15 protein-coding genes are annotated in these 16908 nt (G+C 44.2%); 14 read left to right on the top strand and 1 reads right to left on the bottom strand.

The features are described from left to right. Positions 1 to 73 precede the first annotated feature (73 nt). Complete coding sequence (locus tag CKL79_RS20050; protein ID WP_121971330.1) at positions 74 to 175, bottom strand: DUF4058 family protein; 102 nt, start codon at positions 173 to 175, stop codon at positions 74 to 76. A gap of 199 nt (positions 176 to 374) precedes the next feature. On the opposite strand from CKL79_RS20050, the gene CKL79_RS20055 reads away from it, so the two are divergent. The 14 genes from CKL79_RS20055 to CKL79_RS20125 all read left to right on the top strand — a co-directional run bounded on the left by CKL79_RS20055 (position 375) and on the right by CKL79_RS20125 (position 16510). Then, positions 375 to 869 (top strand): sulfotransferase, encoded by a 495-nt coding sequence (locus tag CKL79_RS20055; protein WP_121971331.1) that lies wholly within the window; start codon positions 375 to 377, stop codon positions 867 to 869. A gap of 472 nt (positions 870 to 1341) precedes the next feature. Then, positions 1342 to 2706: an O-antigen ligase family protein gene (locus CKL79_RS20065; RefSeq protein ID WP_121971333.1), complete on the top strand. Its 1365-nt coding sequence runs from the start codon at positions 1342 to 1344 to the stop codon at positions 2704 to 2706. A 461-nt stretch (positions 2707 to 3167) separates the two neighbouring features. Then, on the top strand, positions 3168 to 4631 hold the full coding sequence (locus CKL79_RS20070; protein WP_141242256.1) for a lipopolysaccharide biosynthesis protein: 1464 nt from the start codon (positions 3168 to 3170) through the stop codon (positions 4629 to 4631). Positions 4632 to 4665: 34 nt separating this feature from the next. Next, positions 4666 to 5532, top strand: coding sequence for a sulfotransferase (locus tag CKL79_RS20075; protein ID WP_121971335.1), 867 nt, complete (start codon positions 4666 to 4668; stop codon positions 5530 to 5532). A 104-nt stretch (positions 5533 to 5636) separates the two neighbouring features. Continuing rightward, positions 5637 to 6893, top strand: coding sequence for a glycosyltransferase family 61 protein (locus tag CKL79_RS20080; RefSeq protein WP_121971336.1), 1257 nt, complete (start codon positions 5637 to 5639; stop codon positions 6891 to 6893). A gap of 81 nt (positions 6894 to 6974) precedes the next feature. Continuing rightward, on the top strand, positions 6975 to 7430 hold the full coding sequence (locus CKL79_RS20085; protein WP_121971337.1) for a sulfotransferase family 2 domain-containing protein: 456 nt from the start codon (positions 6975 to 6977) through the stop codon (positions 7428 to 7430). Positions 7431 to 7715: 285 nt separating this feature from the next. Beyond that, positions 7716 to 8672, top strand: a complete 957-nt coding sequence (locus CKL79_RS20090; RefSeq protein WP_121971338.1) for a sulfotransferase — start codon at positions 7716 to 7718, stop codon at positions 8670 to 8672. Between the two features lie 93 nt (positions 8673 to 8765). Next, positions 8766 to 9701 carry a glycosyltransferase family 2 protein gene (locus CKL79_RS20095; RefSeq protein WP_121971339.1) on the top strand — a complete coding sequence of 312 codons (936 nt, stop codon included), beginning with the start codon at positions 8766 to 8768 and terminating at the stop codon, positions 9699 to 9701. Between the two features lie 50 nt (positions 9702 to 9751). Further along, positions 9752 to 10594, top strand: coding sequence for a sulfotransferase domain-containing protein (locus CKL79_RS20100; RefSeq protein ID WP_121971340.1), 843 nt, complete (start codon positions 9752 to 9754; stop codon positions 10592 to 10594). Between the two features lie 5 nt (positions 10595 to 10599). Beyond that, on the top strand, positions 10600 to 11850 hold the full coding sequence (locus CKL79_RS20105) for a glycosyltransferase family 4 protein (RefSeq protein WP_121971341.1): 1251 nt from the start codon (positions 10600 to 10602) through the stop codon (positions 11848 to 11850). Between the two features lie 113 nt (positions 11851 to 11963). Next, on the top strand, positions 11964 to 12902 hold the full coding sequence (locus tag CKL79_RS20110; RefSeq protein WP_121971342.1) for a hypothetical protein: 939 nt from the start codon (positions 11964 to 11966) through the stop codon (positions 12900 to 12902). A gap of 51 nt (positions 12903 to 12953) precedes the next feature. Further along, positions 12954 to 13859, top strand: coding sequence for a glycosyltransferase family 2 protein (locus CKL79_RS20115; RefSeq protein ID WP_121971343.1), 906 nt, complete (start codon positions 12954 to 12956; stop codon positions 13857 to 13859). Positions 13860 to 13992: 133 nt separating this feature from the next. Beyond that, positions 13993 to 15213: a glycosyltransferase family 4 protein gene (locus tag CKL79_RS20120; RefSeq protein WP_121971344.1), complete on the top strand. Its 1221-nt coding sequence runs from the start codon at positions 13993 to 13995 to the stop codon at positions 15211 to 15213. Positions 15214 to 15334: 121 nt separating this feature from the next. Further along, a complete protein-coding gene (locus tag CKL79_RS20125) occupies positions 15335 to 16510 on the top strand; it encodes a glycosyltransferase family 4 protein (RefSeq protein WP_121971345.1) in 1176 nt (391 codons plus the stop codon). Positions 16511 to 16908: the final 398 nt, after the last annotated feature.

Raw genomic sequence — 16908 nt, forward strand, 5'->3', positions numbered from 1 at the left:
TCTTTGACTCATGCCTCACATTATAACTCTCATCTTGTGACGGAGGCAAGATGCGGACTAAAAGTCCGGGGTTTCAGACCCACCCCAGGTTGATGAGCCAGGTGTGAATCTCTGGCCAGCGGTAGGGGCTCTCAATGTAGGGATTCATCCCCGGAAATGAAGGAATGGTCGTCATATAGTGAGGGCTTTACTCTGGTAACTCTATTACAAAACGGGTGCCCAGAAATCGAGATGTATAGAGAGCTATAGTTTGGGAGGCGAACCCCTTGACGACGGGAGAGTTTCTAGCAAAGCCTCCGGATATCTACGCGAATCTCAGGAATAGGTTATCAGCCTTGAATCAGCGTCTTTTCATCTATTAGGTTGTTTGTGGTATGTCTGAGTTCGAGAATCATCAGTTTGTTTTTGTTTGCGGACTACATCGTAGTGGCACCTCTCTCTTGTTTAAGTGTATAGGAGAGCATCCTGATATTAGCAGATTTAAAGATACAGGTGTACCAGAGGACGAGGGGCAGCACTTGCAAAGTGTCTTTAAACCGGCTTCAACCTATGGGGGATGGGGAAAATTTGGGTTTAACAAAAACGCTTACCTGACTGAAGCCTCGTCTTTGGTGTGTGATCGTAATAAAGCTAGGCTCTTTTCAGAATGGCAAAAATTCTGGGACTTAGAAAAAACTCTTCTGCTCGAAAAATCTCCACCTAACTTAATTAGGATGCGATTTTTGCAGGCTATGTTTCCTAACTCGTACTTCATTGTGCTAAAAAGGCATCCAATTGCTGTTTCTTATGCTACTCAAAAGGTAAACAAAAAATCTATTTATTCTCTGATCGAGCATTGGCTAGTTTGCTATGAAGCCGGCCATCAATGACTCAGCAGAACTAGGGAATGTAATCACGCTGCGGTATGAAGATTTTGTTTGTGCTCCAGTTGAAGTGCTCTCTGATATATACAAGTTTCTAGGAGTAGGGAGTCACACGCCGAATGAAAAGATCCGATCAAATGTCAATGAAAAGTACTTCGAGCGCTGGAAGGAGAGAAAGACAAGCTGGCTTTTGGATAGATACAGAAACCTTATGAATACACAGCTAGAGCATCGAATAAACCAGCTTGGATATAGTTTTTTGAAAATATAGATATCGTTTTTTTATGCATCGTAGTTGAAAACTTACTACCAGGCTGGCCTGCCTAACCTATGCAGGGTCATTTCATTCTAGATTCTGGCAACGAGGCTAGGTCATTTCAGCCGCTAAGCAGTTAAATCGTTAAAGCTCGAAACGACGTGTTCTCGTAGATACATACAACGTCTAAGTTTAGAATGAAACAGCCCTGCCTGCTAACCTATGAAAGAACTTCTACTTAGCTCGCCTAATATATTTATCCTTTCTTCGATTGGGATAGCCTACTTTTTTCTATTTCAGAAGTACTTTTCTAGTGCGAAAAAGATAGAAGGTCCAAAGCGGTTCTTTGTTTACCTGATTTTCTTGTCTATGCCCAATATTATGCTGATTGGGTTTATGTTAATACAGCCCTCAGTGCTGATAACGCCGACATTTAACGTCAACAAAACTATTATCCGCGTTTTAATATATGGCTCGATAATTATATTACTAAAGCCCTGGTTTAGGACGTTTCCTAAATCTATAAAAGCCTGCTTTTCAGATTCTATTAGAGGCCCGTTCTTAGCACTTACGGTTGTATCGTCTCTCTGGTCAAGTTCTCCTCTGTATAGCTTGGCATGTAGCTTTGTGTTTATTGCGATTAACGCGCTTGCTGCGCATATTGCTACTACACATAGCTGGAAAGAAATTTTTCAATACTTAAAGTGGAGCTTGCTGACGGTTGCAATTTTGAGCTTTTTGGTTTCTACTTTAGTGCCTGCTATTGGCATTCACGAGAAAGGTTGGAAAGGTGTCTTAGAGCATCCTAATCGACTAGGAATTATTATGGCTCTAAGCGCAACGGTATGGCTGATTAATTTGCTTGAAACGCCCAGGCAGAAGATTCTATCAGGGATGGCAATATTGCTGTCGATAGTGACTATGCACTTCACTAATTCTGCTACTTCAACTGTTGTGCTAATCACTATGATTGGCATCCTTTTTATTGTTCGCATAGCCCGAACCATGGGGCTTAGAATGGCTGTTATATGCAGCACATTCTCTATTATTATCGCAGCGATTGTAGCAGGTGTTGTATCGGCAAATCTAGATGCTATTCTAGGCTCTTTAGGTAAGAGTAGAACCCTTTCAGGTAGAGGCGCTATTTGGCCGCTACTGTTTCAGGCAATTATGAAGAAGCCTGTTTTAGGATACGGCTACGTGGGTTTTTGGCAAGACTGGAAGGGTGAAGACGATCCTTCTACTTTTATCCGACGCGCGGTGCATTGGGGTGTTGGACATGCTCACAATGGTTTTTTAGAGCTGCTGCTTCAGCTAGGAATTGTGGGTGGCGTTCTCTTTTTAGTACTGCTTTCGAGAGATTTCTTCAGATCGCTGCTCCACGCTATTATCAGCAAACAGCCAGCCTGGGACTTACCGATTATTTTAGTTGTATTTATTGTTCTCTCAAACTTTTCTGTTTCTGAGATGATAACGCCAAAGCACGTTTGGTTTTACTATACGATTGCTTCGGTTAAGCTGCAGTCTTTACCTACAAGAGATACATGGGCAGGATCGCATCCGTCGGCAAGTACATTTTCTGCCTGACACTCATATCAATCGACTAGTTCGAACAGCGCTTATAGAGCAGTAAGTTAGTAGACACCAGCCCTCTAAAGGTGATCGCTCGTAAGCTTAATAATTGGCCAAAAACAATACTCAGCAAGGCTTTTAGCTGTATTTCCCCTTGCTCAAGGAAAGATCAGATGTACTAAATCACGAATAAGACTGACGAACTTATCAGTATTTCAGTCATTTCATTCTGAAGGCTTCGCTATTCCTATTAGGAAGCTCTCAGCTTGTAGAAAGCACTTTTTTAAGTGTGGAATCCTGAAATCATTATCCAGACAAGATTGTATGAATTATTAAAAGTATTCAATTGACCTTGAAAGGGCTGGTTAGTAGACACCTACTTAGCCATTGCAAATTTGTTAGACAATATTGCTTTTATTCGCGATCTAGCATCTGTGACCAATCGGTACCTTGTTCATCTTACCTGTATTAAATTCATGAGTCTTCGAGAAAAAGTTGCTAAAGGAGCTGTTTGGTCAGCCTTCCAAGACTGGGGCAGTCAGGGGATCCAGTTTGTTGTGTTTTTTATCTTAGCTAGGCTGCTTGGCCCTCAAACATTTGGATTAATCGCGCTAGCGCAGATTTTTTTGCGCCTGATTCAATCTTTAACAAAACAAGGATTTACTCAGGTTCTTATTCAAAAAGACAATTTAGACAGATCAGAATTAGATACAGCCTTTTGGTCCAATATCGGTATCACTTCCGTGCTAACAGCTGTTTGTGTGGTGCTAGCTCAACAGGTTTCGGTTTGGTTTAAAGAGCCCATGCTAGCGCAGATTATTCCTTGGCTGTCGGCTAATTTTATTTTGGTGGCGCTCAACGATGTGCAAAGAGCGCTGTTAATGAGAGAATTTGACTATAAAACTATCGCCACTCGTACTTTTATTGCGGCACCTATCAGCGGTGTGATTGGTATATCTATGGCATTTTCAGGCTATGGGGTTTGGAGCCTAGTAGGTAAGACGCTCTCTGAAAATGCTGTTACAGTGATACTCTTGTGGCAGGTAAGTGACTGGCGACCCAGTTTTAACTTTTCGATTGCTCGCTTTAAAGAGCTATTCGAATTTCAAATCAACATTGTTGGCATCAGCGTTTTAGGAACCATCAACGGTCAAATTGACAATTTTTTGGTAGGTTATTACATCGACTCTACAACGCTTGGCTACTACGTAGTAGCGAACAAAGTAGTTGTACTAGTTGCTGATCTGCTGGGTGGAGCCACTCAAAAAATCGCTTTGCCGATGTTTTCTCGGCTAAGAGCAGACCTAGATAAGCTGCAGAAAATCTTTTGTAAGATTACCCAGGTCGTGAGCTTTATTGCTTTTCCTGTGTTTTTTGGCATCGCTATTCTGGCTTCTGAAATTACCTTTGTGGCATTTGGCCCAGAGTGGGCTCCTGCTATCCCGCTGATGCAAATTTTAGCTTTCGCTGGACTACAGAATTCAGTTTATAGCTTTTTAGGAGAGCTGACGACTGCATTCGGCAAACCTGCTTGGAACTTGCGCATTGGTTTTGCCTCTGTTGTGTTTAAAGCCGTCGGGTTTATGATTGCTGTTCAATCGGGTATTGTGGCCGTTGCTGTGGTTCAGATGATGGTGGGATACGTGTTCACGCCGATCAGACTGTTCTTTGTCAATCGGCTTACCCATATTAGCTTCAGCAAGTACCTAAAATCTCACGTTTCTCCTTTATTAGGCGTAGTGATCATGAGCGGCATGATAATCTCTGCAAAATACCTGCTAGGCGATTTTCTAAACATATATGTTGCTCTTGGCGTATATGTGGTGGTGGGTGCAGTTAGCTACCTGGCAAGCATATTCATTATTGATCGACAACTGATTCAAGACATTATCCAGTTCGCTCAGGCTGCTTTTCTAAGGCAGCGAAAGGTAAAGGCTTAAGCTAATTCAAGTAAGACTATTCTCAAATCTCAATATGAAACACAAAGACAATAGTGGACGGCTCTTTATTGTAGGCGCTCCTAGATCGGGAACAACTTTGCTTCAAAGTTTACTAGCAGCCCATCCAGAAATTACTTCTTTCCCAGAATCTCATGCATTCGAAAATTTAACGACTGCCTATCAAAGACGCTGGAAACTTTTACAGCTTACGAAAATCGCTTCACCCGTAGCTGTACAAAAGCTATATCGGTTTCTTGATCGGATAGGGTACGAAGCGCAGGGCCGCTGTCGGCTAAAGTATGCATTTTTTTCGCGTCAGTATGCGCTAGGTTTTGTTGAAATACTTGATGAAATAACTCGCGATAGAGGAAAAAGCATTTGGGTCGAAAAGACTCCACAGCATATTAACTGTATTAGCTACATTGAAGGGTTGAATATTGGTGCTAAGTTTATCCATTTGGTTCGAAATGGTACAGATGTTGTAGCTTCTCAGTACGATGCAGGTCTAAAGAATTCTGATACGCTTTGGCGGGTTCATCTCAATTTGGATAAGTGCATTGATTCCTGGAAGAATGACGTACAGATTAGTTTGAGCCATTCGCATAAGCCAAATCACATACTTATAAGTTATGAGCGGCTGGCTAATTCAACTGAGGCAGAGCTGATTCGTCTTTGCCAATTCATTGGTGTGCCCTTTAACTCTGCCATGCTGCAAGATTACGCTTTGGAGTCTAAGGAGTTAATTATGGATCACGAAGCTAATTGGAAAAATAGTCTCGATCAACCTATCCAAAATGCTAATGGCATGAAGTTCTCTAAACTCTTCAACAAAGAGCAGCAGGCGTACATTCTAGAGGCGCTCTCTCCGCTTACTCAAGAATTAGTATCGCTAGAGCCTTAGACGGCTAATTTAGACAAAAATATCTGAGAAAAAGCTGGTTTTACCCTCTTATTAGCTATTCTTCTCCTTGCTTACTATTTCTGGCGCTATAGGAACTCTATCTCATGCGGTCGAACACACAGGACTTTTTGCGGCTTTATTTAAAATATCCTAAGCGCTTGGTTAGTCTTTTAACCAAGAAATCTGCTGGGCTGCTTGCATCGGCTTCTAGTAGCTCTGAATTGATTGGGCCGCCTAAGGGGTTTTATCGAAGTACGAAAGTCTGGAGCGAATTGGCTAGCGCTTCGGCTGACGGCGATCACAACTTAGTGTCCTATCTAGAGCTTTACCCAGAACAACCTCTGAAGAGATCGCCACCGATTACCGTCGAACCTAACATTCACTGGAAGTTCGAGCGAGAGTATCAAAAAACGTCGCCTGCTGCTTTTGCGGCTATCGTACCTAGAGGCCGCGTCTTCGGAGAACATAGTTCTGTTATTACCAGTGACGATAAGCTTTTAGAGGACGTTTCAAAAGTTCATGGAAACAAATCTGTTGAGACTCATCCTGTTTTTAGCCAAATAAAGCTACCTAAACTGTACGCTATGTCAGGCAGCGTGGCTGTTTTATCCGTAGCGGGCGGTCATGGCTTCTTTCACTGGATGTTTGATTTGCTACCACGACTGCACTTGCTACAGAAAGCTGGAATGGATTTGAACACAATTGACTGGTTCATTGTGAACGAGTTCAAAGTGCCCTTTCAGCGCGAAACGTTAGCTCATTTTGGTATCTTCGAAGATCGGATAATCGAGAGTAAAAAGCTGCTCCACGTTAAGGCAGAGCGGCTAATTCTACCTTCGCTAGCGGGTCGAACCGGCAACATGCCTAGCTGGGTATGCGATTTTTTGAGAAGAGAATTTTTGCCCAAGGAAAACTTTTCTGATATTAACGCCCATAGCCGTATATATGTAAGTAGAAACGGTTCAAGACACCGGAAAATTTTGAATGAGGAGGCTCTGCTACCTGTTTTAGAAAAATTTGGATTTCGTCAGATTAGGCTTGAAGATTTTTCAATATATCAGCAGGCGAGTATGTTTTCTCAGGCGCAAGCTATTATCTCGCCTCACGGTGCTGGACTTTCTAATCTGGTTTTCTGCCAGACGCATACAAAAGTCATTGAGATTTTTTCTCCTAACTACGTAAATGTGTGTTTTTGGGCACTTAGCACTCAGCTAAAGCTTGAGTACTATTATCTTTTAGGCGCAGGCAAGCAGCCAAAAGGGCTCAACGATCCGCATAAGTCTAGAGAGAACATTTCTGTTGATATAGATGATGTTAAGAAAACGTTAGCGATGGCGCTTGGTTCATCTGAGTCAGCCTGAAGTCTATTGCGCCAGCTATTTTCTATGCGCTTTATATATTTGCTTGAATTGAGTTAATGTTGTTACCTTCAAGAACGACCAATGCTTATTTCGCAACAGAAGAAACTGCTATTTGTCCATATTCAGAAGACCGGCGGCGTAAGCGTTACGAAGCTTTTGAAGTCGAGGGTTCCAGATCTAGAACCGTTTATGGGAATGCACGATCATGCTATCTGGGCAAAGCCCGATCTAAATGACTGGAGTGACTATTATAAGTTTGCCTTTGTGAGAAATCCTTGGTCGCGACTGGTTTCTTGGCACTTGATGATGTTTCGAAACCAGGACGCTTTTCCCTGGCATAAGCGACTGACAGCGGCTAAGCGCCGTCGAAGTCGAATGCACGACTATGTCAACCAAAATTCAGCTAGCTTTGAGGAGTTTATCTGCAACTGCACAGATGTAATTGAAGATCGAGATGGGAAGAAGAGCTTTGCTTATAACCCAGCAGACTACATCACGGATAATGCTGGCGAGCTAATTGTTGATTTTGTAGGTTGAAATGAAAGCTTTTCTGAAGATGTTAAAAAAGTTTTTGGAGTGCTGGGGATGGAGAACATTGAAGTTCCGCATCACAATAAATCGCAACATAAGCACGACAGCCAGTATTATTCGGATTTAACCAGGGACATCGTGGCCGAAAGATTTTCTAGAGACATCGAAATGTTTAACTACACCTTTGACGATAGAAGATAGCGAATATAGATATTCGCGGTTTCCTCTGTCCGCTTAATATTCTTGCTCTTGCCTTTTTATTTCCTTATCTCTCTACAAGGAGAATCTCAAATGCAGTCTGCTCGGCCAAAAATTAACCTTGTATATATCGCGAGCACTGGTCGAACCGGCTCAACCCTGTTAGAAATGCTGCTAAACGCGCATAGCCAGGTAGTTAATTCGGGCGAAATCCACGTTTTGCCGAGAGAACTAAACCCCGATACGGTGCATCAGGTCTGCGGGTGCGGCGACTCCGTGCTCGAATCCGACTTTTGGCAGGCGGTCTGCGAGAGAACAAACCCTTTAGCCCAGCCCGCGCCGCAGACGCATTATTTTAAGGGAAAAGGAACCTCTGGCAAGCTCTTTCGCAAAGAGATGAAACTATTAGATTCGGCCAACGTTCCAGACGAGCTGAACCAGCAGGTTCAAACCTATGCTCAAAATAGCTACGCGGTGCTAGATGCTTTCTTGCAGGTGGTCGAGCAGCGGCAGGGGAGTAGACCTCAGTGGGTAGTCGATTCCTCTAAAGACCCCTACCGACTGCTGTGGCTTTTGCACTCTGGTCTGTTTAACATTAAGGTCATTCATTCTATTCGAGATCCTCGCAGCCTAGTTTATTCAACTTCTAAGAAGTTCTTCAAGGCAGAGAATGCGGAGCGAGACTACCTCTGGTTCACTCAACATGCGGTTCGTCTCTCGTTTAGCTGGCTTATCCGGAATAACCCAATTCACAAGGCGGCGAACCAATACCTTAGCGCGAATGACTATACGATAGTGCCGTACGAGCAGCTAGCATTGCATCCTGAAGAAACATTAAAGCACGTTTTTTCGATAATAGGCTGCGACTATGAACCTGAGATCTTTGATATTTTCTGGGATCTTGAGGTGCATGCGATCGCAGGTAATGCGATGAGATTTAGAAAGGCACCCATCACGCTAGACGAAAAGTGGAGATCGATTATACCAAGCTTTCATCAGCAGCTCACTAAGACTTTGACGACAACAGGTCGTATCCGCTATGGCTATTGACAGGGCTAGTCCAGCTACCCAAGCCCAATTACTAAATTTCCAAGCTAACTTCTAACCGGCCTGATTTTTTAAATTCCTTTGAGCAGATCTGATATGTCTACCTGGCAACTGAATACCCCTGTTGTACTCATTATCTTCAATCGGGCTGACACCACACAGCAGGTCTTAGATGCTATTCGTCAGGCTAAACCACCAAAGCTGCTGGTGATTGCAGATGGGCCTAGAGCTAATGTGCCTAGCGACGTCAAAAAGTGTGCGGCGGCTAGAGCCATCATAGACCAGGTAGATTGGGACTGTGAGGTTTTGAAGAAATACTCAGAAGTTAACTTGGGCTGCGGGGTCTGTCCAGCGCGGGGATTGAGTTGGGCTTTTGAGCAGGTAGAAGAGGCCATTATCTTAGAAGACGACTGCTTGCCTGAGCCAACGTTCTTTCGTTTTTGCGAGGAAATGCTAACGCGGTATCGAGACGACGAGCGCATCATGATTGTTTTGGGAACAAATTTGCTAGGTGAGTGGAAGTCGCAGCAGCAGAGCTACCACTTCTCCTACTGCGGGCCTATCTGGGGCTGGGCTTCTTGGCGGCGAGCTTGGCAGCATTTCGACTTTGATGCGAAGCTATGGGGTTCGGATGAGGTGAAGTCGCGGATAAAAGACGTCTTAGCCGATGACTATATCTATCAACTCAGGCGAAACAGCTTTGATGGGATTTACCTTGGCCAAAAAAAGGATGTTTGGGATTATCAGTGGTCATTTGCTCGGCTCGTACAGTCGGGGCTATCGCTTGTGCCATCGGTTAACCTAATCTCTAACATTGGGTTTTCGAAAGATGCCACTCACACAACCTTCGAAAATTCTGAAGTAGCCCGTCTAAAAACAACGTCAATGACCTTTCCAATGAAAGATCGAGGCTTTGTAGCTGTCGATAGAGAGTACGACCGGCGCTTTTACGTTCGGATGGGTCACACGGCGGTGAATCGCCTGAAAGGAAGAATCAAAAAAGGAGCTAGGCGGCTAGGCGTAAAGCTTTAACCTCGCCAGCGGTGGTAGTTAAGATTGTTTTGAAGAAGTGAGAGTTTGTAATGATCGGTAAAGTGATGGGTCGATATAGCTTACTTCGCATTCAAAGAGGCTTCAGGCGTCGATTTGGAGCGAGCTATGTAGGGCGGAATTTAACCGTTTTGCCGGACGATATTTTCCTGACTTCGTATCCTAAGTCGGGAAATACCTGGACTCGATTTTTAATTGCTAATTTGTCTTTTGCGACTGAAAATATAGATTTTACGAACATTGAGCGCAAGATTCCAGATATCTATCAAAATCTAGATAAGAACCTGCTGCAATTGCCAACACCCCGTCTGCTCAAAAGTCATGAATACTTAGATCCGCGCTACAAAAAAGTGCTCTGTATCGTGCGAGATCCAAGAGACGTTTTACTTTCTTCTTACTACCACTGTCTAAAGTTTGAGACGATCAACAATTCGGTTTCTGTAGAGGCTTTTGCAGATAAATTCATAGCTGGAGAAATCTACTTTGTAGGGGCTCAAAATCCGATTGGGTCTTGGGCAGATAACGTAGGTAGCTGGCTAGGTGCGAGGCAGAACGATCCTAACTTTTTGCTGGTGCGCTATGAAGATTTGAAGCTCAATACAGCTAAAGAGCTTCGACGAATTTCAACGTTCTTACAGATCGACAGCTCGGATGCTGTGATTGAAAGGGCCGTCACTCGTAGCTCTGCGGACAGTATGCGTCAGTTAGAGAAGCAAAATACGAACGTTTGGCCTAATAAGCAAAGCAGAAAAGATATCTCTTTTGTGCGCTCTGCAAAGGCAGGCGGATGGAAAAAGAACTTACCCGCTAGCGTTTCTCAAAGCCTAGAATCGGAGTGGAAGACTACGATGCGCGCTTTAGACTATATCTCTTAAAAAACATGAAAGCGTTACTTGTTAATACCTATGATATTTCAGGCGGTGCGGCGAGGGCTGCGTATCGCTTGCATCAGGGGCTTAATCAGCTGGGTGTGACTTCTCAAATGCTAGTGCAAGATAAGCAAAGCAAAGACCCGGCTGTGTTGCTCCAGTCTCAGCAGTCTAGCTTTCGTGCTAGGCTCAGAAACGGTCTCGATAGCTCTCCTGTTCGACTCTACGGGCGACGAGAGAGAACTATTTTCTCTCCTCATTGGCTGCCAAGTCGCAATGTTAAGGCGATTGATAAGCTAAGCCCAGATGTGGTCAATTTACACTGGGTTTCGCATGCCTATTTGCAAATAGAGGCGCTCGCTCGACTAAAGTATCCGCTGGTGTGGACTTTACACGATATGTGGGCTTTTACAGGAGGCTGTCATTACGCTGGCGACTGTAAAGGCTATGAGCAGAGCTGCGGTCGGTGTCCTATTCTTAATAGCGGACGGGAGAAGGATTTATCCCATTGGATATGGCAGCGCAAGCACAGCGCCTGGCAAAATTTGAATCTGACAATCGTGACGCCTAGCCGGTGGCTGGGAGAGTGCGCTCGCGCTAGTACACTGTTTCAGGATTGTCGGGTAGAGGTGATTCCTAACGGTCTCGACCCACAACGGTATCAGCCTGCCGAGAAGTCTCTGGCACGATCAAATTTCAATCTTCCTTCAGATAAGCGTCTAGTTTTGTTTGGCGCTATGAATGCGATCGCGAGTACTCGGAAGGGCTATCAGTTTTTGCAGCCTGCTTTACAGCACTTAAGCCGCTCGGGCTGGCAAGATAATCTAGAACTAGTAGTGTTTGGCTCGTCTGGGCCTGCTGAAAGTCAGCCCGACGACTTGGGCTTCAAGGTCAATTACTTAGGACATCTTAAAGATGAGGCGATCGCGCTGGCTTATGCTGCCTGTGATGTGTTTGTTGCCCCTTCGGTTCAGGAGAATTTGTCTAATACGGTGATGGAAGCACTGGCCTGCGGAACGCCCTGTTTAGCCTTTCGCATTGGTGGGATGCCAGATATGATCGAGCATCTAAACAATGGCTATTTGGCTAATCCTTACGACATTCAAGATCTCGCTCAGGGAGTCGCTTGGATAGTCGAAGATCCTGAGCGGCAAGCGGTGCTGAGTCGAAGCGCTCGACTTTCAGTTGAGCAAGCGTTTACGGTAAGGATTCAGGCTCAGCGCTACAAAACTCTGTTTGAAAGCTTGAAAGCTTCCGTGTAGGCTACACAGGGCTATTGTCTATTTAGCTTTGTCCGGATAACTACTGAGCCGGACGTAATTCTGTCTATAGAGAGCCTTATTTTTTGTCAATAAGATACTGACCCGTAAGCATTATGAGCGACTTTGGCATTATTTTAGCCTGCTATCAGAGAGACTATAGCTTTGTGAAAGGATGCTGCGCTAGCATTCGCTATTTCTTAGGTGAGGTTCCGCTTTGTTTGATTGTTGATGGGTCATTCTCTACAGAAGATTTACAAAAAACCTATGGTGTACAGACGATCTATCGCTCGCAGGTCTCGCAAGCTGTTTTGAGAGATAAAAAATATACATCATCGACAAAGATGATTGCGTTTTGGGAAAGTCCTTGGGAAAACTTTCTCTATCTAGACGCTGATATGGTTGTTTGGGGAGATTTATTAAAGTTCTCTGACTTTGAGAGCTACGACATGGTTGTCGACCGTCACACTCATATCCATTCTGAGGCGGAGACGAAGAAGTGGTTTTTTGACGGTGATCGCCTGGAGACTTTTTTCCCAGACTATCAGTGGCGCGAACGCCCCTACTTCTGTACCGGCATCTTCTTTGCTAAAAGAGGGCTATTTTCTCTAAAAGAGTATGAGCGTTTAATCAATCTGAAACTTAGCCATCCAAAACTATTTTACGGTATGGATCAAGGTTTACTAAACCTTATGATTTTTCGAGCCGCTGACCAAGAAAAAATTAGATTAGGATTCGATAATCTACAAATAATCGTTCCTGATTTTTCGGTTGAGTACTTGGGAAAAACCTATCTAGTCAAGGATTCGGGCCCAAATTTAGGTGACGCAGCCCCTATTGCTATTCATTGGTCTGGGGAAAAACCTTTCGCCTCACGTTCGTCAGTGTACTCAAAGCCAATGAGCTTCTTTCGTCATAAGTTTTTAGAAGACGCCGGCAGTAAAAATCAGCTGATAAATCAAGCTAAACTTCAGCTAGAAGACTTTAACGTCTACAAGCACAAACTTTTGAAGAGAGTGACTACAGGGCATAGTACTAGTATGCTAAGCAGCTAACACAATCAAAACCAATGAAACTTTCTGTTTCACTCACATACACTTTAGAGAATGAGTTATTCACACAGCTTCCAAAAATCAGCTTTCATCATTATACCTGTATACAATCGCAAGGAAATAACATTAACTTGTATAAAACATTTGGACGAGTGTGACGATTTGTCGTGCTTTCAGATTGTTGTCGTTGATGATGGCTCAACAGATGGCACGAGAGAAGCATTGGCTGATCTCTACCCACAGGTTAAGGTTTTACCTGGAGATGGGAATCTGTGGTGGACGGGTGCGATGGCACGTGGAATGGAATATGCTTGCAAACAAGGCGCAGAGTTCGTCATTTGGCTTAACGACGACTGCCTACCCAAAGAAGGAACGCTGAAGGGTCTGGTTGAATTTATGAGAATACACCCAAGTACTCTTGTTGCACCTAGTTGTATTACCCTTAGCGAAGGTGAAGTGACGAGACATCACAATGGATGCTGTGGGAGACAAGGGTTAGCAGCTGAAGTAGGAGAAGTTGTTGATGTAGAGGGTTTAGCGGGCTGGTGCGTAGGGATGCCTATTGCGGTGATAGAGGCAATAGGACTGCCTGATGCTAAAAAGTTTCCTCATTATTCAGGAGATGATATGTATACATATAAGGCGTCACAAAATGGGTTTAGAGTCTGTTTAAATGGGACACTAGAAGCAAGCTTAGTCGGCCCCGTTCACGATCAGCTAAGTATTCGCGATTATTTCAAATATGGAATAGCACCAGGAAAGACTTTAAAGGCAATCTTCTGGAACTATAAATCTCCATATCGACTACCGACTCAGTTTTTCTACTTCATGGAGAAGTATGGGTATTTCATTGGCACACTGCTGTTTACGCTAAAGCTGATCTCTTGGCTTAGCTTGTGGTTGAAATATCAATTCTTATCATTTTCTCCTTATCTAGCTAAACGATACTTGCCTAATTAGCTTAGGCAGTTCTGCACTCAAATTGATTGTGTCAACCTCTTTAAAGGACCCTTGTCTGTATTTCTGTATTGTCGATAGATAAAATCGACTAAAACACTAATAAACTTTAGGGTTCAAGAGAAAACTGCAAACTATGAAAATTTTAATCTCTGCTTACGCCTGCGAAGCCGGACGAGGCTCTGAACCAGGAGTAGGATGGAACATTGCTTGGGAAGTAGCTAAGTATCACGAGGTTTGGGTTTTGACTCGGCCAGATGACGGGCGCGAAGCGAATGAAGCTTTTTTAGCGAAAACTCCTAATCCTAATTTGAAATTCGTTTACTTCACTCTGCCTATCTTTGGAGGCTTCTGGAAGCTAGGATCGGTAGCCTTTGTTCTTCATTACTATCTTTGGCAAGTGCAGGCTTATTTTATAGCCTCTAAGTTACATCGTAAAGAGAGATTTGATGCAGCTCACCATGTAACTTTTGTTCGCTATTCTAGTCCGAGCTTTCTTTCTCTATTGCCTATTCCTTTCATTTGGGGGCCGGTTGGCGGGGGTGAAGCTGCACCACGAACGTTCTACCGTGATTTCAGTGGGCAAGCTAAACGCTATGAGTTTCTGCGCTGGTTTGCCCACAAGGTAGGTGAGCGAGATCCATTCGCCAGACTGACAGCTCAGCGCTCTGCAGTAGCCTACGTAACAACTAAAGACACAGCGCGACAGGTATATGGCATGGGCGCAGATACAGTAGAGATTTTGTCAGAGTCTAGCTTGCCGAGTCAAGAAATAGAAATGCTCAGTCAGTGCATTGTGCCAGTAGGGAAGCCAATTCGCTTCATTAGCATAGGCCGCTTACTGCATTGGAAGGGATTTTATTTAGGCATCAAGGCATTTGCCAAGGCTGACATCAACAACGCAGAGTACTGGATCTTAGGGGATGGTTCTGAGCAGACAGCTTTAGAGCAGCTTGCTAAAGATCTAGGTGTTGGTGATCGCATTCGCTTCTTTGGTCGGTTATCTCGAGAAGAAACGCTTGCTCGGTTAGGAGAAGCGCATGTTCTGGTTCATCCTAGTCTGCATGATTCTGGCGGTTGGGTCTGCCTAGAGGCAATGGCTGCTGCAAGACCCGTACTTTGCCTAGACCTGGGAGGACCAAGTGTGCAAGTTGACAACAAAACAGGCATTAAGGTGTCAGCTTGCAATCCTGAACAGGCGGTGCGCGAGTTGGCAGAAGCAATGCGAAGCCTAGCGACTAATCAGGACCTGAGACAGCAGATGGGAGAAGCTGGACGGAACAAAGTTAAACACCAGTTTAGCTGCGAAGCTAAAGGCAAGCAGTTTGCAAAACTCTACGAGCAGGTTGTGGGCTAAGCTGAGATAAAGAGTGGCGCGAGTTTGATCATCTCAAACGAGCTTGACTCGCCTTTGTAACTTCTGTTTTAGTTTTAGTTTTAGTTCTAGTTAGATTTAGACAGAAAGAGGTAAAAACGGTATGAGAATTCTAATCGCCCACAATTTCTATCAACAAGGTGGCGGCGAAGACAACATTTTCGCTACTGAGGTAGATATGCTAGAGTCTTACGGCCACTACGTGAAACGTTTCACGGTCAATAATAACGAAATTGAGAAGACTCATCCTTTGTCGCTGGCTAAAAATACGGTCTGGAACAATAAAATATACAAGGAACTGCGATCAATTATTCGAGATGAAAAGATTCAAATCGCTCACTTTCACAATACGTTTCCGCTGTTCTCGCCTTCTTCTTACTATGCGGCAAAAGCAGAGGGAATCCCTGTAGTTCAAACACTGCACAACTATCGGTTGCTGTGTCCAAATGCGCTCTTCTTTCGGGAAGGGCGAGTATGCGAAGACTGTCTGGGTAGCCGACTGAAGCTACCGAGTATAATTCACGGATGCTACCGAGGTGACCGCATAGCTACCAGCGCAGTAGCTACAATGGTGGGCGTTCATTCCTTGATAGGAACTTGGGCAAACGCAGTCGACATATTTATCGCCTACAGTCAGTTTACGATAGACAAGCTCGTTCAGGGGGGCATTCCCTCTAAAAAGATTGAGTTCAAGACAAATTTCTTGTATCCCGTTCCTGAAATTGGTCAGGGCAAGGGAAAGTATGCTTTATTTGTAGGTAGACTGTCTCCGGAAAAAGGCACCAATACTTTGTTAACAGCTTGGAAACAGCTAAACAATGACATACCGCTCAAGATTGTGGGAGATGGACCTTCAGCAGATGATGTAGCAAGAGAGTCTGAGCAGATGGATGGTGTGGAGTGGCTCGGAAAGAAATCTTTGGCCGAAGTTTACGAGCTGATGGGAGATGCGGCATTTTTCGTGTTTTGCTCTGAATGGTACGAGACATTTGGGCGAGTTGCGATTGAGTCATATGCTAAGGGGACACCTGTAGTAGCAGCTAAAATTGGTGCGATTACTGAGCTAGTAGATCACAAACGCACTGGAATGCATTTCCGAGCCGGTGATGCCGAAGATTTAGTGAAGCAGGTGCGATGGCTGTTAAAACATCCTCAGGAACTAGCTCATATGCGTGTGGAGGCGCGGGCAAAATTTGATAGAAATTTCACAGCAAATAAGAACTATCAAAGACTGATGGAGATTTATGAATCTGTTATGTTTCAAACTGCTCAAAAATAATTTTTTGTGAGGCGTTACTAAACTAGTACAGGTATAAAAGTGACTCTGAACGGTAAGTCTTTCACCTAATCGTTTTGCTGTGCTACAGAATGTCGAAGCAGCAAGACCGGTGAGCATCAAGGAGTAACGTATGTAGATTTGCTCATACCACTTAAGGATCAGCCCTCTAAAGGTCATTCCAAGGCTGCTTAATAATTTCTGTAACCCTTTCTATAGGGAGCTTTGGCTTATCAGTCCCGAAAACGCCAATCGTTAAGTTGGTTAAAGCAAGCGTGCCACCGCCCTGCTAGCGGTTGAATGATGGAGAGGTAGCCGCACAAAAGCAGGTCAATTCAACGATGATTTTGGCAGAAGTATTTGAACGTTTCGTCAGCGAAAGTCCGCTAACGGTGATGTTG

Source organism: Leptolyngbya sp. BC1307, from assembly GCF_002286735.1.
GTDB lineage: Bacteria > Cyanobacteriota > Cyanobacteriia > Phormidesmidales > Phormidesmidaceae > Phormidesmis.